This is a genomic window from Streptomyces sp. NBC_00775, from assembly GCF_036347135.1.
Lineage (GTDB): Bacteria > Actinomycetota > Actinomycetes > Streptomycetales > Streptomycetaceae > Streptomyces > Streptomyces lutosisoli.
The window spans coordinates 8,320,793-8,340,746 of sequence record NZ_CP108938.1 but is presented as its reverse complement, the minus strand read 5'-3'; the positions used below and the strand labels follow the sequence as shown (position 1 = coordinate 8,340,746).

Below are 19,954 nucleotides of genomic sequence, written 5' to 3'. Positions count from 1 at the left end.
CCATGACCACTGTCACCGATCTCTACCCCAGCCGCGGTGCCACCGAGGTCTCCGTGCCCCGCCAGGACCCGGTCGTGTGGAGCCCGCCGGGCGAGCCGGGACCGATCGCGGTGTCCGAGCTCCAGGCATACGAACGTGATGGCTTCCTCCCCGTCGAGGAGCTCATCACCGAGGACGAAGTGGCCGTGTACCGGCAGGAGTTGGAGCGGCTCCTCGGCGACCCGGCGATCCGCTCCGACGAGCGGGCCATCGTCGAGCCGAAGTCGCGGGAGATCCGGTCCGTCTTCGAGGTGCACCGCATCAGCGAGGTCTTCGCCCGCCTCGTCCGGGACGAGCGCGTGGTCGGGCGGGCCCGGCAGATCCTCGGCTCGGACGTGTACGTCCACCAGTCGCGGATCAACGTCAAGCCGGGATTCGGGGCCGGCGGCTTCTACTGGCACTCGGACTTCGAGACCTGGCACGCCGAGGACGGTCTGCCGAACATGCGGACGGTGTCCGTCTCGATCGCGCTGACCGAGAACTACGCCACCAACGGCGGCCTCATGATCATGCCGGGGTCGCACAAGACGTTCCTCGGGTGTGCGGGCGCCACACCGCGGGACAACTACAAGAAGTCGCTGCAGATGCAGGACGCGGGCACGCCCTCCGACGAGGCGCTCACCCGTTTCGCCACCCGGCACGGCATCAAACTCTTCACGGGCAGGGCCGGTTCCGCGACCTGGTTCGACTGCAATTGCATGCACGGCTCGGGCGACAACATCACCCCGTTCCCGCGCAGCAATGTCTTCATCGTGTTCAACAGCGTGGAGAACTCGGCCGTGGAGCCGTTCGCGGCGCCCGTCCGCAGGCCCGAGTTCATCGGGGCGAGGGACTTCACTCCGGTGCGGTGATCCTGTTGCGGTCGGCGGAGCCGACCCGCGGCGAAGCCGCAATCAGACACAGCATCGGGGCGAGGGACTTCACTCCGGTGAAGTAGTGGGCGTGGCCCGGCATTTCATCGGAGTGCCGGGCCTACAGCCATGCCAGTGACGCGGCCCGCTCCAGTACGTCGCTGATCGCGGCGTCGTCCCCCACGGCACCCCGGGGCACCTCGTCGGGCGCGTACCGCCCGCCCACCAGTAGACAGAAGTCGACCGGGTCCAGGACGAGTTCGGCCTGTACGGGCTCGTCCTCGGAACCGAGGATCCACTGGGTGTCAGGCTCTGCGCCGGTCACCGTGAAGAGGACCGGTGGTGCCGTGGGGCCCAGGGCCAGGCCGAGGATGCGGACGGCGAGGCGGACGAGTTGCCGCAAGTGGGGGTCCAGGGGTGGGGGCACGGTGAGGCCGAGGGCGCGTCCGATGTCGTCGGTGTGGATCCACGCCTCGAAGGCCCGCACGACGAAGTGGTCGGCGACCGGCAGCCGTACGCCCATCAACGTGGTGGCGTGCGCGGCCCGTTCGGGATCCCTCGCCTCCAGTGTGGCCAGCAGCGCGCCGGCCTGCGCGGTCCACGCGGCGACGGTCTCCTCGGGCGTCCGCCCCTGCTCGTACGCGATCACGTCGGCGGTCCGCTCGGTCCAGGCGTCCTCCCATCCCGTCCCCTCCGCGATCCGGGACTCCGGCACTCGGGCTGCCAGGCCCAGCCTGCGCGCCAGCGGCTCGTCCGCCGCGATGAGATGCGCGACGGTGGCGTGCACGTCCCAGTCGTGTACGACCGGCGTGCCCCAGGTCCCGGGCCCGTCCAACTCCCGCAGCAGGGCCCGGAGTCCGGCGACGGCGGCGGCGTAGGGAGCGGCGTGCGCGGCCACCCGCGGGGCGGCCGGACGGGCGCGCAGGGCGAGGGCGAGGACGCCGTCGGGGTTGCCCGCGGCGCTGTTGCCCAGGGGCGGCCGGGGAGCGCCGTCCAGGAGTCGTACCGTCTCCCGCAGCTGTTCGGCCTCGGCCGCGCAGGACTCGCATTCCGCCAGGTGCGCGGGGACCGTCCGCTCGTCGGCGGGGGTCAGCGCGCCGCATGCCCAGGCCGCCAGCAGGTCCCGTACGTCGTCGTGGTCGGTGCTCATCACGTGCCGCCCTTCCGGGCCATGGCCGGCATGGTGGCCGCACCTCGCCCCGCTGTGGCCACCATACGCACGCCCGGCCCGGCCGGGCCCACCCGCGGCGTCATCACGCGCCCCTCTCCAGCGCCGGATCCGGTGGGTCGGCCAGGGATTCGGCGAGTTTGCGCAGGGCGGAGCGGAGGCGGGTCTTCGCGGTGCCCTCCGGGATGCCCAGCTCCACCGCGGCCTGGCGGTAGGTGCGGCCCGCGAAGTAGGCGAGGTGGACCACTTCGCGCTGGGGCTGCGGGAGTTCGGCGAGGGCGGTGTGCAGCAGGAGGGAGCGTTCGCGGTCGACCACCGTCTCGTCGGGGCCGGGCCCGGTGTCGGCGATGGCGTGCAGCGCGGAGTCGTCGGCGCGGGCGTCCTTGCGGTGCCGGGCCTCGCTGCGCACCCAGTCCACGGCCCGCCGGTGGGCGAGCATGGACAGCCAGGTGCGCAGCGAACCCCGGCCTGCGTCGAAGGCGTACGGCCTGCTCCACAGCTGCGCGAAGACCTCCTGCGCCACGTCCTCGGCGGCGGCCGGACTGCGCGTGACCCGTACGGCGACACGCCGGACCAGCCCGCCGTACACGGCGTACACCTCGGCCAGCGCGGTCTCGTCCCCGTACACCAGCCGCCGATGCAGTTCGGCGTCCGTGAGCGTCGGATCCACCGGTACCACCACCTCGTGGTGCCTTCCTAGCGCCCCGCCGCACCCCGCGCCAGAGGGCCAGAGCCGGTGTCCGGTTCTCAGCCGGACAGGACGTCCAGCAGCCGGTCGACATCCGTGGATGTGTTGTACAGGTGGAACGCGGCCCTCAAGTTGCCCGCACGGTTGGCCACTTCGACTCCGGCGCGGCTCAAGTCGGCCTGAGTATGGCCGAGTTCGGGTACGGAGACGATCGGTGAGCCGGGGGCGGGGACCGGTTCGTGGCCCAGTGCCCGCAGCCCTTCGCGGAAGCGGTCGGCGAGGGCGAGGTCGTGGGCGTGTACGTTCGCCACGCCCAACTCCTCGATGAGGGCCAGGGATTGCCGGGCGCCCACGTACGAGAAGAGGCTGGGGCTTTCGTCGAACCGCCGTGCGGAGTGGGCGAGTTCCTCGACCGGGCCGTAGCAGCTGTCCCAGGGTGCCTCCCCCGCGACCCAGCCCGCGAACACGGGGGTGAGCCCGCCGAGGTCCTCCGGAACGACCAGGAAGGCCACACCCTTCGGGCAGACGAGCCACTTGAAGGCGACGGAGGCGACGTAGTCGTACGCGCCGGCCTCCAGAGGGAGCCAGCCGGCCGCCTGGGAGACGTCGATGTATGTACGGGCTCCGTGTGCCCGCGCGGCTTCACGGATCCCGTCCAGATCGGCGACCCGCCCGTCCGCGGACTGCGCGGCGCTGACCGCGACGAGCGCCGTGCCGGGGCGTACGGACTCGGCGATCCGCTCCAGCGGTACGGCGCGGACCTTGAGGTCGCCGCGGACGTGGAAGGGGGTCACGACGGAGCTGAAATCCGCCTCGGCGGTGAGGACTTCGGCGCCCTGCGGCAGCGAGGCGGCGATCAGCCCGCTGTATACGGCGACCGAGGCCCCGGCCGCCACCCGGCGTCCGGGAACCCCGGCCAGCCGCGCGAACGACGCCCGCGCCGCCTCGACGTCCGCGAACATGTCGGCCGGCTGCCCGGCGGCGACGGACTCGACGGCGCTGTGCATGGCGGCCACCGCGCGGGCCGGCAGGAGCCCGGCGCTCGCGGTGTTCAGGTAGGTGTTCTTCGGGGCGAACTCGGCACGTACGAGGGTCTCGAAGGTCTCCATGGGACCACTCTGCGGCCCCAGGAACCCCCCGTCCATTGCGGAGTTTTACGTGGTTCCGCTAAGGAACGCTTATATGTGCATCCCGACCTGCGCTTTCACCGCTTCACCGCTGATGTCGGTGCAGAGGTCAGTGCTGCGGTACGGCGCATCCGTCCGGGCCGCAGGCCTCCGCGTCGGCGGAAGCGTCCTGGATCAGCTTCAGCGGCGGGCGCTCGCCCCACGCCTGGGTCAGCGCCTGCGCGAAGACCTCGGCGGGCTGGGCACCGGAGACGCCGTACTTGCGGTCGAGGACGAAGAACGGCACACCGTTCGCCCCGAGCTCGGCGGCCTCGCGCTCGTCGGCGCGCACGTCGTCGGCGTACGCCTTCGGGTCGGCCAGGACCCCGCGGGCCGCGCCGGCGTCGAGCCCGGCGGCCACGGCCAGCTCCACGAGCCGCTCGTCGTCGTCGAAGACGGTCCGCTCCTCGGCGAAGTTCGCCTTGTAGAGCAGGCCGATCAGCTCGTCCTGCCTGCCCTGCTCCTTGGCGAAGTGCAGCAGACGGTGCATGTCGAAGGTGTTGCCGTGGTCACGGTCCCGGGTGCGGTACGCCAGGCCCTCGGCGGCGGCCTGCGCGCCCAGGTTCTCCTCGCCGGCCTGCGCCTGCGCCTCGCTCATGCCGTACTTCTTGGTCAGCATCTTGATCACGGGCTGGATGTCACCCTTGGCACGGCCGGGGTCGAGCTCGAAGGAACGGTGTACGACCTCGACGTCGTCGCGGTGCGGGAAGGCGTCGAGCGCCTTCTCGAAGCGGGCCTTGCCCACGTAGCACCAGGGGCAGGCGATGTCGCTCCAGATCTCGACGCGCATGTCTTCGGCTCTCCAGGTCGTACGGGTACGGGTACGGGTCAGTGCGGACGCCCTCCGGGGGTCATCGGTACGTGAACGTTCAAGCGGCAGGGTTCATTCCCCTGTCGCGGTCCCCTGTCGCAGTCCCCTGTCTCATTGCCCCGTCACGGAGAACCGCAGGTACAGATGGTGATCGTCCTCGGCCGGCGGGTTCTCCGGGTCGGGGATCCAGCCCAGGCGGGCGTAGAAGGCCTGGGCGCGCCGGTTGTCGATGTGCACGTCGAGGGTGGCGGTGCGCTTCCCGTCGGCCTTCCACTGCTCGACGCAGGCCGCGTGCAGTTCCGTACCGATCCCGGCCCGCCAGTGGTCCGGGTCGACATGGAACTGGAAGAGCTTCACCGTGTCGGCGGGGGCGCCCTCCGTGGTGCGGAAGGAGGCGATGCCCGCGATCCGGCCCTCGTCGACGGCGCACAGCACCTGCCCGTCCGGCCGCTCGATGGCACTCCGCCAGCCGGCGAGCCAGTCCGTGCCATCCTGCGGGATCCCGTCCGGGTAGTACGTCGCCCGGGCCCGGGCGTGCAGATCGGCGACGGCCGCGGCCTCGGCGGGCAGCGCGGTCCTGATCACGCGGTTCACATGGCTCACACGATTCACACGGTCATTGATCACGCAACGGAGGACGTGACCGGCTTCGGGGCGGTTCCCAGGCGGCTGAACTGCGTGCGGTACGCGCTCGGGGTGAGGCCGGTACGGCGGACCAGATGGCCGCGCAGCGAGTCGGCCGTGCCGAGGCCGCAGGCGCGGGCCACCTGGTCCATGGGGAGGGGGGTCGTCTCCAGGAGTTCCTTGGCACGCTCGACGCGCTGGTGGAGCAGCCACTGGAGGGGGCTGACCCCGCTCTCGGCGTGGAAGCGACGGGTGAGCGTGCGCACGCTGACGCCCGCGTGCCGGGCGAGGTCGGTGAGCGTGAGCGGCTTGTCGAGGTTGCGCATCGCCCAGCCGCGGGTGTCGGCACAGGCCTCGCCGCGCTCGGGCGGCAGCGGGGTCTGGGTGAACTGGGTCTGGCCGCCCGGCCGTACGGGGGCGACGAGGGCCAGCCGGGCCACCTGATTGGCGACGGCGGCGCCGTAGTCGGTGCGGATGATGTGCAGGCAGAGGTCGATCCCGGCGGCGTACCCGGACGAGGTCATGATCTGGCCGTCCTGCACGTACAGGACGTCGCCCTTGAGGTCGAGCGCCGGGTACCGCTTGCTCAGCTCGTCCGCCAGTTCCCAGTACGTCGTGGCGCTGCGGCCGTCGAGCAGTCCGGCCTCGGCGAGGACGAAGGCGCCGCTGCAGATGGAGGCGATCCGCTTGCCCGCGGCGGCGGCCTCGCGTACGGCGGTCACGGTGGCCGGATCGGGCACGTACCGCTGTCCGGTGCCCGCGACGAGCACGGTGTCCGCGTCGCGCACGGCGTCGAGGCCGCGCCCGACGTGCAGGTCGAGTCCGCCGGTGGTGGTGATCGGGCCGGGCTCGGGGGTACAGACGACCAGCTCGTAGCCCGGACCGCCGTCGACCTCGACCTTCGCGAAGAGGAGCTCCGGGATGGCGAGGTTGAACATCGAGACGGGGGAAGGCGCGATGACGGCGATGCGATGGGGCGTGGCCCCCTGCGCGGCGAGCATGGCCAGAACCTCCGGACGTATGGCATTCAGGCCACTACTGTACGCCGACGTCGATCCGCAGCATGGATTCATGCCAACGAACCCGACCACCGAAGCGCCCGCCGCCAATGCACAACTCACGTCTCCCACAAGCGGATCGAACCCCTCCCCCTCCCTCTCCCCCTCCCCCGCCCTCACCCTCACCGCCGCCCTCCTCGGCTTCGCGCTGATCACCCTCGACGCGTCCGTGGTGAACGTGGCGCTCCCGTCGATCGGGGCGGCGCTCGGGGGCGGAATGTCGGGGCTGCAATGGGTGGTGGACGCGTACACGCTGGCCTTCGCGGCGCTGATGCTGTCCACCGGGGCCTTCTCGGACCGGGCCGGGGCGAGCCGGGCCTACGGGATCGGGATCACGGTCTTCACGCTGGCGTCGGTGGCGTGCGGACTGGCGCCTTATCTTCCGGTGCTGGTGGGCGCGCGGATCGTGCAGGGAGCCGCGGCGGCCGTGGTACTGCCGGCCTCGCTCGCACTCGTACGACAGGCGTACGCGGATGCCGCGCAGCGGGCGCGGGCGGTGGCCCTGTGGGCGGCGGGCGGCTCGGTCGCGGTGGCGCTGGGTCCGGTGGCGGGCGGAGCACTGACCACGGTGTGGGACTGGCGGGGGATCTTCTTCATCAACCTGCCGCTGGGGATGGTGGCCCTCGCCCTGCTGACGCGGGCGCCACGCTCCCCGCGCCGGCCCGCGCCGCTGGATCTGCCCGGCCAGCTGACGGCGATCGTGGCGCTCACGGCGCTGACGTTCGCGGTCATCGAGGGCGGGGGGACGGGGCTGGTGGCGCTGGGAGTGGCGGCGGTCGCGGCACTCGTCTTCGTCCGGGTCGAGTCACGCCGGACACACCCCGTGGTCCCGCTCGGTCTGTTCCGCAGCCGGAACGTGACCGTGACCGTCGCCGCGGGTGCCACGGTCAGCGTGGCCTTCTACGGAGTGGTGTTCCTGTTCTCGCTCTTCTTCCAGCAGGTCCAGGGCCGTTCAGCCCTGTACGCGGGACTGATGTTCCTGCCGATGACCGGGCTGATCGCGGTCACGAACATCGCGGCGGGCAAGTTGGCCGGGCGTTACGGAGCACGGTTGCCGATGCTGCTGGGCCAGTCCCTGGCCACGGTGGGGCTCCTGCTCCTCCTGTACGTCGACTCGTCGACCCCGACCGGCCTCGTGGCCCTGCTCCTCGTCCCGCTCGCCCTGGGCTGCGCCCTCACCATCCCGCCGCTGACGGCCGCGATGCTGGAGGCCGTGCCCTCGGCCCGGGCGGGGCTGGCAGCGGGGGTCCTCAACTCGGCCCGCCAAGTCGCCGGGGGCCTCGCCATCGCGACGTTCGGCTCCCTGGTCTCGGGGGGATTCGAGTCGGGGATGCGGATGAGCCTGGCGATCAGCGCGGGACTGCTGGCCGCGACGACAGCGGCGACGCTCACCCTGCGCCGGGCTCGCTAAGGGGTTCTCGCCCCCGCCGCCCCTACCCGTCCCATCCTCCAGGGGCTCCGCCCCTTCGACCCCGTGCGTTGCGTTTTGGCTGCGGGTGGGTGGGGGCTGGTCGCGCAGTTCCCCGCGCCCCTAAAGGCGCGGGGCTGCGCCCCACGATCCCCCGCCCACCCCGGGTGCTTTTGTCTTTCAGGGGCGCGGGGAACTGCGCAATCTTTTAGCGGGGGTCTGGGGGCGCAGCCCCCAGGAACGGGATGGGACGGGTAGGGGCGGCGGGGGCGATCAACTGCCGTCTCTCAAGTCCCGTGGCCAGTGGGGACGGAATTCGATCCCGTCGTAGGTCACCACGCACCCCTCCCCCATCGGCGACTGAGTCATGAAGCCGACAAGGGCCGCGCCGGTCTCCTTCTCGTCGCCCAGCGTGAAGAGCCGTACGAAGGTCCAGCGCTCACCGTCACGCGAGGCGTGGAAGGCGAACGCACGCCCCGTCCGGCTCACCCGGAGCCAGACGGAACTGCCGTCCACAGTGAAGGAGTTGGCGTCGTCGGAGTGCCCCCGGGTGACCACCGTGCAGACGGTGGGCACATCCGGGGAGTACTCCAGGCACAGCTTCGCCCAGGCCCGCTCGCCCACGTGGACGTAGAGGACCCCCGCGTCGAAGGAGCCCGCGAAGCCGACCGTGACACGGGCGATCAGCTGGAAGTCCCCTTCGGGCGCCCCGAGCAGCCGGGGCGCGTCGGACGCGGGATCGAGCCCCTCCCCGGTGGGCGGCACGAACCGGTCCTGCCGAGGGCCTGCCCATCCGGCGAGCACCCCGTCCTCGTAGGACCAGTGCCCGTCGGGCCCATACGTGCGAAGGGGAAAGGGCAGTTGGGGAAGTTCGACGTCCATTGCGTGAGTCTCTCAGGTCCGTCCCGCGAACAACCACGGCTCCAACGGCACTACCGCTCCAGACGCCCGTCGTAACGCCGGGGCAGCCCCAGCGGGTTGTCGTCACGCAGCTCCGCCGGCAACAGCGCCTCCGGCGCGTTCTGGTAGGCGACGGGCCGCAGCCACCGCTCGATCGCCGTACCGCCGACGGAGGTCGAGGTCGAGGTCGTCGCCGGGTACGGACCCCCGTGGTGCTGGGCCGGGGCGACCGCGACACCGGTCGGCCAGCCGTTGACCAGCACACGCCCGGCGAGCGGGGTGAGCTCGGCGAGGATCTCGGCGCCGCGGCCCTCGCCGGCGGCCTCCTCCGTGGAGAGCTGCACGGTCGCGGTGAGGTTGCCGGGAAGGCGGGAGAGCACCGCGCTGGCCTCGGACTCGTCCTCGTAGCGCGCGACCACCGTGAGCGGCCCGAAGCACTCCTCCAGGAGCAGGTCGTGCTCGCCCTCGGTCGTGAGCTTGTGCGCGGGCACGGTCAGGAAGCCGGGGCTCACCGTGTGCTCGCCGCCCGCGCCCGGTGTCACCGGGGACTCCACGTCGGGGAGTTCGGCGCGTTCGGCGACACCGGCGATGAAGTTGTCCCGCATACGGTGGTCGAGCAGGACACCGGCGTCCGTGTCACTGACGGCGTCCGTCAGCGACTTGACCAGGCGGTCGCCCGCCGCGCCCGCCGGCGCCAGCACCAGGCCCGGCTTCACGCAGAACTGGCCGACACCCAGGGTCATCGAGCCCGCGAGCCCGGCGCCGATCGCCTCGGCACGCTCGGCGGCGGCGGCCTCGGTGATCACGACGGGGTTGAGCGAGCCGAGCTCGCCGTGGAACGGGATCGGCACGGGGCGCGCGGCCGCCGCGTCGAAGAGGGCACGGCCGCCACGGACCGAACCGGTGAACCCGGCGGCGGAAACCAGCGGGTGCTTGACGAGTTCGACGCCCGCCTCGAAGCCGTGGACCAGGCCGAGGACGCCGACGGGGATGTCGTGCTGGGAGGCGGCCCGGCGCAGTACGGCCGCGACCAGCTCCGACAGCCCCGGGTGGTCGGGGTGGGCCTTGACGACGACCGGGCACCCGGCGGCCAGCGCGCTCGCGGTGTCACCGCCGGCGACCGAGAAGGCGAAGGGGAAGTTCGAGGCCGAGTAGACGGCGACGACGCCCAGCGGCACCTTGTAGCGGCGCAGGTCCGGGATCGGCGGGGTCGCGGTGTCGTCGGGGTGGTTGATCACGACGTCGAGGAAGGCGCCCTCGTCGACGATGTCCGCGAAGGCGCGCAACTGGTAACAGGTGCGAGCGAGTTCCCCGGTGAGCCGGACCGGGCCGAGCGCGCTCTCCGCGTCCGCGGCCTCGACGAGCTGGTCCTTGGCGCCTTCGAGCAGGTCGGCGGCGGTGCGCAGGAACGCGGAGCGCACGGTGCGGTCGGCGAGCGCGGGGCGCGCGGCGTGCGCGGCGCGCACGGCCTCGTCCACCTCCTGGGCTGTGGCCTCCACCGCAACCTGTTCACGCTGCTTCCCGGTTCGGGGGTCGACACTCCAGACTGGTGCTGCTGCCACCGCGGGTCCCTCCAGATTGTTGCCGCAGTTCTTCACCGCAGTTCCTGTGTCATCCACCAGGGGCGTTCGATATACTGAACGCTGTCTCTGATGATGAATATGATGCGGAGACTATTTCCCGTCGAACGAGGGGGTCAAGGGCGATGTCGGCAGGCGAGACAGGCGGCGGAGCGCAGGTCAAGTCCGCGGTACGGACCGTGGAATTGCTCGAGTACTTCGCCGGCAAGCCCGGTATGCACTCCCTGGCCGCGGTCCAGGAGGCCGTCGGTTATCCGAAATCCAGCCTCTACATGCTGCTGCGGACGCTCGTGGAGCTCGGCTGGGTCGAGACGGACGCGACGGGCACGCGGTACGGCATCGGCGTACGGGCGCTGCTGGTCGGCACGTCGTACATCGACGGCGACGAGGTGGTCGCCGCGGCCCGCCCCACACTGGACCGGTTGTCGGACGACACGACGGAGACCATCCACCTGGCTCGCCTGGACGGCACGAACGTCGTCTATCTGGCCACGCGCCAGTCGCAGCACTACCTGCGCCCCTTCACCCGGGTCGGCCGGCGTCTTCCCGCGCACTCGACGTCCCTCGGCAAGGCGCTGCTCGCCACCCACACCGACGAGCAGGTCCGCAAGATGCTCCCCGAGACGCTCCCGGCGCTCACCGAGCACACGATCACCGACCGGGAGAAGCTCATCGAGGAGCTGCACCAGGTCCGCGAGCAGGGCTTCGCGGTGGACCGCGAGGAGAACACGCTGGGGCTGCGCTGCTTCGGCGTGGCGATCCCGTACCGCACTCCGGCCCGCGACGCGATCAGCTGCTCTGTCCCGGTGGCCCGTCTCACCCCCGCGCACGAGCAGATGGTCAAGGACGCCCTGTTCGACGCCCGCGACCGCCTGACACTGGCGACGCGCAGGCTGTGACGGTACGGCTGCCCCCTCCCGCGAACTGACCCCCGGCTGACCACCGGTTTCATGAAGGGCGCATGAGAAAACCGGGCGGAAGGGAACGATCCGCCCGGCCTCGCTCGTCTTCTTGAGCGGGATGAACAAGACGATCAGGCGTGCCGCCGTCTTCAGTCTGCTGCTCGTGCTCTCCCTGCTGGTCAGGGCGACCTGGGTGCAGTTCTACGACGGCAAGGCGCTCGCGGAGGACAAGAAAAACCGGCGGAACGCGATCGCGCTCTACGCGAACCCGCTCGGGAACATCATCGTGGCCGGCGACGCGATCACCGGTTCCGCGCAGACGAAGGGCAGCGACCTCAAGTACAAGCGCACGTACACGGACGGCAGTCTGTACGCGGCGGTCACCGGTTACAGCTCACAGGTGTACGGGGCGACCCAGCTGGAGGGCATCTACCAGGACCTGCTCGACGGGACCGCCACCCAGCTGAAGAACCCGCTCGACACGCTCACCAACAAGCGCGCCGACCCGGGTGACGTCGTCACGACGATCGACCCGGATGTCCAGAAGGCGGCGTACAACGCGCTGGGCGACAAGAAGGGCGCGGCCGTCGCGATCGACCCGAAGACGGGCAAGATCCTCGCGGTCGTCTCGACACCGTCGTACGACCCGACGACGATCAGCGCGGGCAACAGCAGCGTCTGGAAGAAGCTGAAGAAGGACTCCGACAAGCCGCTGGTGAACCGCGCGCTGCGGCAGCCGCTGCCGCCGGGCTCGACGTTCAAGCTGGTCGTCGCGGCGGCCGCGCTGGAGGACGGGCTGTACTCGGACGTGGACACGAAGACGGACAGCCCGAACCCGTACACCCTGCCGGGCACGACCACCCCCCTGAAGAACGAGAGCTCGTCGGCGCCCTGCAAGAACGCCTCGATCCGCGTCGCGCTGCAGTACTCCTGCAACAACGTCTTCGGGAAGATGGCCGTCGACCTGGGCCAGGACAAGGTCAAGGCGATGGCGGAGAAGTTCGGCTTCAACGACACGACGCAGGACGTGCCGGTCCGGGCGTACACCAGCGTGTACCCGTCGAACATGGACAAGTCGTCCACGGCGCTGACCGGCATCGGCCAGTTCGATGTGACCGCCACCCCGCTCCAGATGGCCATGGTGTCCGCTGCCATAGCCAACGACGGCAAGCTGGTCTCGCCGCACATGGTGTCGCAGACCAGTGACGCCGACGGCAATGTGCTGAAGAACTACGACGACAGCACGGAGACCAAGGAGATCGTCAGCTCCTCCACCGCCGAGCAGCTCCAGTCCGCGATGCAGACGGTCATCACGGACGGCACCGGAACGAACGCGCAGATCTCCGGTGCGACGGTGGGCGGCAAGACCGGCACGGCCCAGCACGGCGAGAAGAACAGCAAGACGCCGTACGCCTGGTTCACGTCGTACGCGAAGTCCGACTCCAACGGCAAGGAAGTCGCTGTCGCGGTGATGGTCGAGCAGTCGGATGCGGCGAGGTCCGAGGTCAGCGGCAACGGCCTGGCGGCCCCGGTCGCCAAGGCAATGATGCAGGCAGCACTGAAAAATTGAGGCTCCACTGCCCCGCGCCCCTTCTTTTAGGGGCGCGGGGAACTGCGCGACCAGCCACGACGAACCCGCAGCCGACCACCAACCTGCGGAAGCTACTTCACGTTGAACAACTGCTCAATCGGGTCAATCGCGAAGTACACCAGGAACAGCGCCGAAGCCGCCCACAGCAGCCAGTGGACCTCCTTCGCCTTCCCCAGCACGGACTTGATCACCACGTAGGCCAGGAACCCCGCCCCGATGCCGTTGGTGATCGAGTACGTGAACGGCATCACGGCGATCGTCAGGAACGCGGGGATGGCGATCTCGTACTTGTCCCAGTCGATGTGCTTGACCTGGGTCATCATCAGGAACCCGACCGCCACGAGCGCGGGCGCCGCGGCCTGCAGCGGAACGATCGTGAGCAGCGGGGTCAGGAAGAGCGCGAGGGCGAAGAGCCCACCGGTGACCAGGTTCGAGAACCCGGTGCGCGCCCCCTCACCGACCCCTGCCGCCGACTCGATGTACGACGTCGAGGACGACGCCGACGCCGCACCGCCCGCGACCGCCGCCGCACCGTCGATCAGCAGCACCCGGCCGAGGTTGGGCACCTTGCCCTCCTCGTCGAGCAGGCCCGCCTCGGCGCTGATGCCGACGACCGTGCCCATGGTGTCGAAGAAGTCGGACAGGATGAGGGTGAAGACCAGCAGGACGACGGTGATGGCGCTGGTCTCACCGAACGCGCCGAACAGGCTGAAGTGACCGAGCAGTCCGAAGTCCGGTGAGGCCACGACATCGTCGGGGATCTTGGGCGTGGTCAGGCCCCAGCTCTTGATGTCGGCGACGGAGTTGATGATGATCGCGACGACGGTCATGGTCACGATGCTGATGAGGATCGCGCCCTTGACCTTGCGGGCGAGCAGCCCGATGGTCAGCAGCACACCGAGACAGAAGACGAGAACCGGCCACCCGCCCAGCGTGCCGGTACCGCCCAGCTGAACCGGCACGGTGGTCTGCGCGATGTCCGGGATACGGGTGACGAACCCGGCGTCGACGAAGCCGATGAAGGCGATGAAGAGGCCGATGCCGACGCTGATCGCCTGCTTCAGCGGCTGCGGTATCGCGTGCATGACGGCTTCGCGCAGGCCCGTCACCACCAACACGCAGATGAGCAGGCCCTCCAGGACGATCAGGCCCATCGCGTCGTCCCAGCTCATCAGCGGGGCGATCTGGAAGGCGACGACCGCGTTGAGGCCGAGGCCCGCGGCGAGGGCGAGCGGGAGGTTGCCGCCGACGCCCATGATGATCGTCATGACCGCGGCCACCAGGGCGGTGGCGGTGGTCAGTTGGACGGCGTCGAGGTGGTGCCCGAACTTGTCCTTGGCGCTGCCCAGGATGATGGGATTCAGGACAAGGATGTAGGCCATGGTGAAGAACGTGGCGAAGCCGCCGCGTATCTCCCGGCCGAAGGTGGAGCCCCGAGCGGAGATCTTGAAGAACCCGTCGACGCTGTTCGCCGCTGGAGGCGCGGCAGTTGGCCGGTCGGCCACCTTCTTGGTTTCGGACATGGCGTTACTCCTCGTTACCTGCGTGCTGGGTGTGCGGATGCTGGCTGGATTGTTCCCTCGTTGAACCGGTTTCAGGTTTTCTCCGTGTTACGGAATCGGGTTCGGCCTGCCATACGTCGTTCGAAGCCCTGTACGACCGGCTGGTACGCTCTCGCATCTCGCCCCACGGGAACACCATTTCTTCACAGGTGACACACGGGGCCGTATACGTACGCACCTGCACAGGTGCCGAATTGCCGCAGCGAGGAGAGGTCGCCCGTGGGCACTGTCGTCGACGACGCAGCCTCCGTGGAGTTCCACGCCTTCTTCGATCGGCACTATGCCGAACTGGCCCGCCTGGCCCATCTGTTGACGGGTGAGCCGGACGCCGCCGACGATCTGGCGGCCGACGCGCTGCTCGCCCTGTGGAATCGCTGGGACCGGGTGCGCGCGGCGGACCATCCGGTGGCGTACGCGCGCGGTGTCGTCGCGAACCTGGCCCGCACCCGCATACGCAGCGCCGTTCGTGAGCGCCGCCGGATCACGCTGTTCTGGTCGCAGCGCGAGGACAAGACCGAGAACCCCGACATCCCGGGCAAGGTCGATGTCCAGGAAGCGCTGCGCAAACTGCCGTTCCGCAAGCGCGCGTGCGTCGTGCTGCGGCATGCTTTCGACCTCTCGGAGAAGGACACGGCTCTCGCCCTCGGTGTTTCCGTGGGTACGGTTAAGTCGCAGACGTCGAAGGGCATGGCCGAACTGAAGCGGCTCCTCGGCACCGAAGAGGCCCCGATGCGGGTGCACGCGGGAGTGCTGCCCACGGGCGGAGCCGGAGGAAGGGACCGATGAGGAAGGCGCAGGACGTGCACGACGAGCTGCGCGCCGGGCTGCGTGAGGCGGCCGAGGCGTACGAGCCCGACCGCGCGCGCATCCTGGCCCGGGTGGAGCGCGGGATGGCGGGCGCCGACGAGCGCCGGCCCTCGCGGCGCGCGGCGCGTCCGCCGCTGCTCGGCTGGGCCCGCGTGGTGGGCGCCACGGCCGCGGTCGCGAGCGTCCTCGCGGTGGGCGGCTACGCGGTCGCCTCGGCGGTGAAGGACGACACCCCGGCGCAGCAGACCGTCGCGGTCTCACCGACCCCCGATCCGTCGCCGGACGCGACGAGCCGGGCGCCGGTCGACCCGGACCCCACCCACCGTTCCGGTACGTCGGAGCAGTCCGGGAAGCCGAGTTCGTCACCCTCGGGGAGCCCGACGCCCGAGAACTCCGCCTCCGCCACGGCCCAGCCGCCCGCCGCGAGCGGCGCCGAGGACGGCCCGCTCTGGTCCGACGGTTCGGTCGATCCGCACAGCAACGAGTTCTGGGCGCAGAGCAATGTGACCTTGAAGAACAGCAAGCAGCTCACCTCGCTCACCGTCGAGTTGAAGATCAGGCAGACCGGCGGGGTCACCAACACCGGCGCCTGGCGTTCGCTGCCCGAGGACGACTTCACGACGACGGTCGTCGAGAAGGACGGCTTCCTCGTCTACACCTGGGTGCTCAAGCCGGACCACACGGTCTGGGGAGGCGAGTGGGTGTTCGCCGGCCAGTACGACCACGACCGCGGCGGCCGGGACGCGAAGGACGACAGCTACTCGATGACGGCGACCGACACGGGCGGCGAACAGTCCGCCGTGAAGGGCGGTTTCGCGGCCCAGGACAGCGGCGAGACGGCGTCCGACGGAGACTCGTAAAAAAATTCCCGAGCGGCGGGCAACCCTTTCCTCGGCAGTGGCGACCAGGAGACGTAACGATCTCCTCCCACCCAAGGAACTCGCTTCATGACTGCACGAGTTGAACAGCGCGTCCGCCACCGTCGCCGGGTCACCCGGCGGCGTGCCGTCATCGGCGGCGCGGCCGCTCTCGGCCTGACCGGAGCGGCGATCGTCACGACCACGATGCTGGGCTCGGCGGGCGCGGCGACGGCGTGGCCGGACGCCAAGGGCAGCAAGGCCGTGTCGAAGACGATCTCGGTGTCGGGCACGTACGACGGCAAGCTGACGAAGTTCTACGGCTCCGGCGACCTGGGCACCAGCAGCCAGGACGAGGACCAGGGCCCCATCTTCGAGCTCGCCGACGGCGCGACCCTCAAGAACGTGATCATCGGCACCCCGGCCGCGGACGGCGTGCACTGTCTGGGCAGCTGCACCCTGCAGAACGTGTGGTGGCTGGACGTCGGCGAGGACGCGGCCAGCTTCAAGGGCAAGTCGTCATCGGCCGTCTACAAGGTCTACGGCGGTGGCGCCAAGGGCGCGGACGACAAGGTCCTGCAGTTCAACGGCGCGGGCAAGCTGGTGGTCAGCAAGTTCCAGGTCGAGAACTCCGGCAAGCTGGTCCGCTCCTGCGGCAACTGCAAGACGCAGTACAAGCGCACGATCATCATCAACGACGTGGATGTGACGGCGCCGCTCAAGGCGATCGTCGGTGTCAACGCCAACTACGGCGACACCGCCTCGCTGCGCAACATCCGCATCCACGGCGACAGCAAGAAGAAGATCAAGACGTGCGTGCGCTTCCAGGGCAACAACACCGGCAAGGAGCCGACCGAACTCGGCACCGGCGCGGACGGAACCACCTGCAACTTCTCGTCATCCGACATCACGTACAACTGAGTGAACCTTCAAGTATGACGGAGCACGTTCCTTGAGCACGCACAAGAAACACCTCACGCGCAGACGTGTGCTCGGGGCCTCCGTGATCGGCGTCGCCGCCACCGGCGCAGCCGTCGCGGGAGGCGCCGGCCTCCTCTCGTCCGCCTCCGCCGCCACCTTCGGCTACACGGACGACGGGTCGAACTACGTCGTCGACACCGGCGCCTCCCTCGTCTTCAAGGTCTCCAAGTCCACCGGCGACATCACCTCGCTCGCCTACAAGGGCAAGGAGTACGAGGGCTACGGCGGCAAGCACTCGCACGTCGAGTCGGGGCTCGGCGCCTCCACCGTCACCGTCAGGCAGTCCGGGTCGACGATCCTGGTCAAGGTGGTGCACGGCGCGATCACCCAGTGGTACGCGGCCCGCAGCGGCCAGAACAGCGTCTACCTGTGGACGAACAAGGCGGACGCCTCCTTCACGGCGACCCGCTACATCGTCCGCCTCAAGCCCGGGGCGTTCCCCAACGAGGGTTCGGACTCCTGGATCGAGGCCTCCGACTCGATCATCGAGGCCGGTGACGTCTGGAAGCGCGCGGACGGCACGACGCACTCCAAGCACTACTCGGGCAAGCGCACGATCGACTACGACTACATCGGCTTCAGCACCGGTTCGGCCGCGCTGTGGCTGGTGCGCTCCAACCACGAGAAGGCGTCCGGCGGCCCCTTCTACCGCTCCCTGCTGCGCCACTCGAACGACAAGGGCGCGGGGCTGTACGAGATCCTGCACTACAACGAGGCCCAGACGGAGGGCGAACGCTTCGGGCTCCAGGGCCCGTTCGTGCTGAACTTCACGGACGGCGGCGCCCCCTCGTCCGCCCTCTTCCACGCGAACCTCGACACCTCCTGGGTGGACGGACTCGGCATCACCGGCTGGGTGGGCAGGGCGGGGCGCGGCAAGGTGGCGGGCGTCGGGCTCAAGGGCATGGACGCGAAGTACGCCTACACGGTCGGCTTCGCCAACTCCGCCGCCCAGTACTGGGCGAAGGCCTCGGCCTCCTCGGGCGCCTTCTCCTGCCCGGGGATGCTGCCGGGGACGTACACGCTGACCGTCTACAAGGGCGAGCTCGCCGTGCACACGAGCGAGGTGAAGGTGACGGCCGGCGCGACGACCTCGCTGCACAGCCTGACGATCACCGGGGACCCGTCCGCCGCCAAGACCCTGTGGCGGCTCGGCGACTGGGACGGCACGCCCGGCGAGTTCAAGAACGCCCAGCTGATGACGTACGCGCACCCCTCCGACGCCCGCGCGGCGAAGTGGACCGGCAACGTCACCATCGGCGACAGCGGTGCGGCCGCCTCCTTCCCGGCGTACGTCTGGAAGGACGTCAACGACGGCGTGCTCGTCTACTTCAAGCTGACCGCCGCCCAGGCCGCCGCCGCGCACACCCTGCGCGTCGGCGTGACGGACGCGTTCCTCAACGGGCGTCCACGCGTGACGGTCAACGACTGGGTGTCGGCCATCCCCTCGGCGCCCGCACAGCCCTCCACACGCTCCCTCACCACGGGTTCGTACCGGGGAAACAACCACACGTTCAGTTTCAACGTCCCTTCCAGTGCGTGGAAGACGGACGTGAGCCAGTACAACGTCCTCAAGCTCAACATCATCAGTGGTTCGACCGGCTCGGCCTACCTCAGCCCGGGCACGTCGTTCGACTCCATAGACCTGCTGACCTGAGCCCCCCTCGGTCAGCAGAGGAACGCCCCCGCCGGTGACGACCGACGGGGGCGTTCGCACTTCGTAAGAGGCGCCCCGTACGGGGCGCGGGGAACTGCGCGACCAGCCCCCACCGGCCCGCGGTGTGCGAACCGGCCCTCTTCCACGGTCAGTTCATCGTCGAGCCAATAGTCGTGGAGCCAGTCGTGAGAAACGTCGTCGAGGGCAGCGACCCACTCGACGAACGAACCCCGTACGCGGCAGTCGCATCCGTCGACTTGAAGGACGGCGTAGAAACCCCACTGTCCCAGTTGTTCGCCGCCGACACCGTGGACGAACCGAGCTTGTCCAACCCGCCCTTGTTGCTCACCGCGAGATTCCGCGCGAGCCGCGCCTTGCCGGTGGCGAAGTAGAACCCCGCCTCGGCATTGGCGTACGCGGTGTTCCGGTTGAGAACGATCGCGCCGGTGTTGGAGTTCTCGGTGAAGCCGTTGAGCGAGTTGTCCCACGCCGCGTTGTTGTTCACGACGTGCGCGACGGCAACACCCCCGCCGCCCAGCTTGAACCCGTTGCCGTTGCCCTCGAACGCCGAGTCGCTCCAGCGGTTCTTGCCGTTGCCGAAGGCCCAGGAGTGCTCGATGGTGACGGGCGAGGAGAACTGCCACAGGTCGAGGCCGTCGTCCGAGTTGTTGTAGAGCCGCGCGCCGGTGATCTTGTTGCCGGTGCCGGAGCCGAACTTGATGGCGATGCCGTCGGCGTTCTGGCCGTGGCCCGCCGCGTCGTAGTTGCCGTAACTGTCCAGGTTCTGGACGAGGTTGTTGGTCGTGTCGTCGCCGCGCAGGGTGAAGCCGGAGTCGCCGTTGTTCGCGGTGACCAGGTTCTTGAAGATGCCGCCGACGGACGAGGTGGCGACGAAGCCCTGGGCGGGCGACTTCTGCCAGGTGATGTTCTGGACGGTCCAGTAGTCGCCGTAGATCCCGGCCAGCCAGGAGCCGGCGGCCAGCTTGGAGCCGTCGATCTTCACCGTCTCGCTGCCGTACGCGGTGAGCGTGATGCGCGTAGAACTGGTGCCGTTCGCCGTGGACTTCAGCGTGGACGTCGGGTAGTACGTGCCGCCGCGCACCTGGATGGTCGTACCGGCGGCGGCATTGGCGACGGCCGACTCGAGCTGGGCGGTGGTGGAGACGGTGACCGTGGTGGAGGCGGCCTGTGCCGATCCGTTGTCCGAGAGGCCGAGGTAGACGCCACCCGCCCCCGCGGCGACGGCCACCGCGGCGGCGATCGAAAGCGTGCGGGTCCTGCGGTGGCGTCCGATGCTCTGACGCACG

Annotated in this window: 18 protein-coding genes; 8 read left to right on the top strand and 10 right to left on the bottom strand. The window is 69.8% G+C overall.

The window, feature by feature from the left end; all coding sequences use genetic code 11:
• Window positions 1–2 precede the first annotated feature (2 nt).
• A complete protein-coding gene (gene thpD / locus OIC96_RS37010; RefSeq protein WP_330303651.1) occupies window positions 3–890 on the top strand; it encodes an ectoine hydroxylase in 888 nt (295 codons plus the stop codon).
• Window positions 891–1,011: 121 nt separating this feature from the next.
• Here thpD and OIC96_RS37005 read toward each other — a convergent pair whose 3' ends face one another.
• The 6 genes from OIC96_RS37005 to OIC96_RS36980 form a co-directional block, all read right to left on the bottom strand.
• Entirely contained in the window at window positions 1,012–2,040 is a 1,029-nt protein-coding gene (locus OIC96_RS37005; RefSeq protein WP_330303652.1) for a maleylpyruvate isomerase family mycothiol-dependent enzyme, read from the bottom strand.
• Between the two features lie 103 nt (window positions 2,041–2,143).
• Window positions 2,144–2,740, bottom strand: coding sequence for an RNA polymerase sigma factor (locus OIC96_RS37000; RefSeq protein ID WP_330303653.1), 597 nt, complete (start codon window positions 2,738–2,740; stop codon window positions 2,144–2,146).
• Window positions 2,741–2,805: 65 nt separating this feature from the next.
• The gene (locus OIC96_RS36995; protein WP_330303654.1) at window positions 2,806–3,855 is read right to left on the bottom strand and encodes an aminotransferase class V-fold PLP-dependent enzyme; all 1,050 of its coding nucleotides are present in this window, start codon (window positions 3,853–3,855) and stop codon (window positions 2,806–2,808) included.
• A 127-nt stretch (window positions 3,856–3,982) separates the two neighbouring features.
• Window positions 3,983–4,702: a DsbA family oxidoreductase gene (locus tag OIC96_RS36990; protein ID WP_330303655.1), complete on the bottom strand. Its 720-nt coding sequence runs from the start codon at window positions 4,700–4,702 to the stop codon at window positions 3,983–3,985.
• Window positions 4,703–4,834: 132 nt separating this feature from the next.
• Window positions 4,835–5,308: a GNAT family N-acetyltransferase gene (locus tag OIC96_RS36985; RefSeq protein ID WP_330310049.1), complete on the bottom strand. Its 474-nt coding sequence runs from the start codon at window positions 5,306–5,308 to the stop codon at window positions 4,835–4,837.
• Window positions 5,309–5,346: 38 nt separating this feature from the next.
• Entirely contained in the window at window positions 5,347–6,285 is a 939-nt protein-coding gene (locus tag OIC96_RS36980; protein ID WP_330310050.1) for a GlxA family transcriptional regulator, read from the bottom strand.
• A 133-nt stretch (window positions 6,286–6,418) separates the two neighbouring features.
• On the opposite strand from OIC96_RS36980, the gene OIC96_RS36975 reads away from it, so the two are divergent.
• The gene (locus OIC96_RS36975; protein WP_330303656.1) at window positions 6,419–7,816 is read left to right on the top strand and encodes an MFS transporter; all 1,398 of its coding nucleotides are present in this window, start codon (window positions 6,419–6,421) and stop codon (window positions 7,814–7,816) included.
• A 270-nt stretch (window positions 7,817–8,086) separates the two neighbouring features.
• Here the strand turns inward: OIC96_RS36975 and OIC96_RS36970 are convergent, their stop codons facing one another.
• Together OIC96_RS36970 and OIC96_RS36965 are read right to left on the bottom strand one after the other, a co-directional pair.
• The gene (locus OIC96_RS36970; protein WP_330303657.1) at window positions 8,087–8,695 is read right to left on the bottom strand and encodes a DUF1349 domain-containing protein; all 609 of its coding nucleotides are present in this window, start codon (window positions 8,693–8,695) and stop codon (window positions 8,087–8,089) included.
• Between the two features lie 50 nt (window positions 8,696–8,745).
• Window positions 8,746–10,275 (bottom strand): aldehyde dehydrogenase (NADP(+)), encoded by a 1,530-nt coding sequence (locus tag OIC96_RS36965; protein ID WP_330303658.1) that lies wholly within the window; start codon window positions 10,273–10,275, stop codon window positions 8,746–8,748.
• Between the two features lie 143 nt (window positions 10,276–10,418).
• Between OIC96_RS36965 and OIC96_RS36960 the strand changes: the two genes are divergently transcribed.
• On the top strand, window positions 10,419–11,192 hold the full coding sequence (locus tag OIC96_RS36960) for an IclR family transcriptional regulator (RefSeq protein WP_330303659.1): 774 nt from the start codon (window positions 10,419–10,421) through the stop codon (window positions 11,190–11,192).
• A gap of 121 nt (window positions 11,193–11,313) precedes the next feature.
• Window positions 11,314–12,765: a peptidoglycan D,D-transpeptidase FtsI family protein gene (locus OIC96_RS36955; protein ID WP_330303660.1), complete on the top strand. Its 1,452-nt coding sequence runs from the start codon at window positions 11,314–11,316 to the stop codon at window positions 12,763–12,765.
• 92 nt (window positions 12,766–12,857) lie between these two features.
• On the opposite strand, the gene OIC96_RS36950 is transcribed toward OIC96_RS36955, so the two are convergent.
• Window positions 12,858–14,309, bottom strand: coding sequence for an NCS2 family permease (locus tag OIC96_RS36950; protein WP_330303661.1), 1,452 nt, complete (start codon window positions 14,307–14,309; stop codon window positions 12,858–12,860).
• Window positions 14,310–14,567: 258 nt separating this feature from the next.
• Between OIC96_RS36950 and OIC96_RS36945 the strand changes: the two genes are divergently transcribed.
• The 4 genes from OIC96_RS36945 (at window position 14,568) to OIC96_RS36930 (ending at window position 18,647) form a co-directional block, all read left to right on the top strand.
• On the top strand, window positions 14,568–15,134 hold the full coding sequence (locus tag OIC96_RS36945; protein WP_327427767.1) for a SigE family RNA polymerase sigma factor: 567 nt from the start codon (window positions 14,568–14,570) through the stop codon (window positions 15,132–15,134).
• Window positions 15,131–16,015, top strand: coding sequence for a hypothetical protein (locus OIC96_RS36940; protein WP_330303662.1), 885 nt, complete (start codon window positions 15,131–15,133; stop codon window positions 16,013–16,015). Before OIC96_RS36945 ends, OIC96_RS36940 begins: the two co-directional genes overlap by 4 nt.
• Before the next feature lie 87 nt (window positions 16,016–16,102).
• Entirely contained in the window at window positions 16,103–16,933 is an 831-nt protein-coding gene (locus tag OIC96_RS36935; protein WP_330303663.1) for a pectate lyase, read from the top strand.
• 31 nt (window positions 16,934–16,964) lie between these two features.
• On the top strand, window positions 16,965–18,647 hold the full coding sequence (locus OIC96_RS36930) for a rhamnogalacturonan lyase B N-terminal domain-containing protein (RefSeq protein ID WP_330303664.1): 1,683 nt from the start codon (window positions 16,965–16,967) through the stop codon (window positions 18,645–18,647).
• Between the two features lie 148 nt (window positions 18,648–18,795).
• On the opposite strand, the gene OIC96_RS36925 is transcribed toward OIC96_RS36930, so the two are convergent.
• Window positions 18,796–19,953 carry a right-handed parallel beta-helix repeat-containing protein gene (locus tag OIC96_RS36925; RefSeq protein WP_330303665.1) on the bottom strand — a complete coding sequence of 386 codons (1,158 nt, stop codon included), beginning with the start codon at window positions 19,951–19,953 and terminating at the stop codon, window positions 18,796–18,798.
• Window position 19,954: the final 1 nt, after the last annotated feature.

Excerpts from the sequence above, each read along its gene's own strand:
- OIC96_RS37005 (WP_330303652.1), bottom strand. The coding sequence starts at position 2,040 with ATGAGCACCGACCACGACGACGTACGGGACCTGCTGGCGGCCTGGGCA.
- OIC96_RS36950 (WP_330303661.1), bottom strand. The coding sequence starts at position 14,309 with ATGTCCGAAACCAAGAAGGTGGCCGACCGGCCAACTGCCGCGCCTCCA.
- OIC96_RS36960 (WP_330303659.1), top strand. The coding sequence starts at position 10,419 with ATGTCGGCAGGCGAGACAGGCGGCGGAGCGCAGGTCAAGTCCGCGGTA.
- OIC96_RS36970 (WP_330303657.1), bottom strand. The coding sequence starts at position 8,695 with ATGGACGTCGAACTTCCCCAACTGCCCTTTCCCCTTCGCACGTATGGG.
- OIC96_RS36990 (WP_330303655.1), bottom strand. The coding sequence starts at position 4,702 with ATGCGCGTCGAGATCTGGAGCGACATCGCCTGCCCCTGGTGCTACGTG.
- OIC96_RS36980 (WP_330310050.1), bottom strand. The coding sequence starts at position 6,285 with ATGTTCAACCTCGCCATCCCGGAGCTCCTCTTCGCGAAGGTCGAGGTC.
- OIC96_RS36940 (WP_330303662.1), top strand. The coding sequence starts at position 15,131 with ATGAGGAAGGCGCAGGACGTGCACGACGAGCTGCGCGCCGGGCTGCGT.
- thpD (WP_330303651.1), top strand. The coding sequence starts at position 3 with ATGACCACTGTCACCGATCTCTACCCCAGCCGCGGTGCCACCGAGGTC.
- OIC96_RS36995 (WP_330303654.1), bottom strand. The coding sequence starts at position 3,855 with ATGGAGACCTTCGAGACCCTCGTACGTGCCGAGTTCGCCCCGAAGAAC.
- OIC96_RS36975 (WP_330303656.1), top strand. The coding sequence starts at position 6,419 with ATGCCAACGAACCCGACCACCGAAGCGCCCGCCGCCAATGCACAACTC.
- OIC96_RS36955 (WP_330303660.1), top strand. The coding sequence starts at position 11,314 with ATGAACAAGACGATCAGGCGTGCCGCCGTCTTCAGTCTGCTGCTCGTG.
- OIC96_RS36935 (WP_330303663.1), top strand. The coding sequence starts at position 16,103 with ATGACTGCACGAGTTGAACAGCGCGTCCGCCACCGTCGCCGGGTCACC.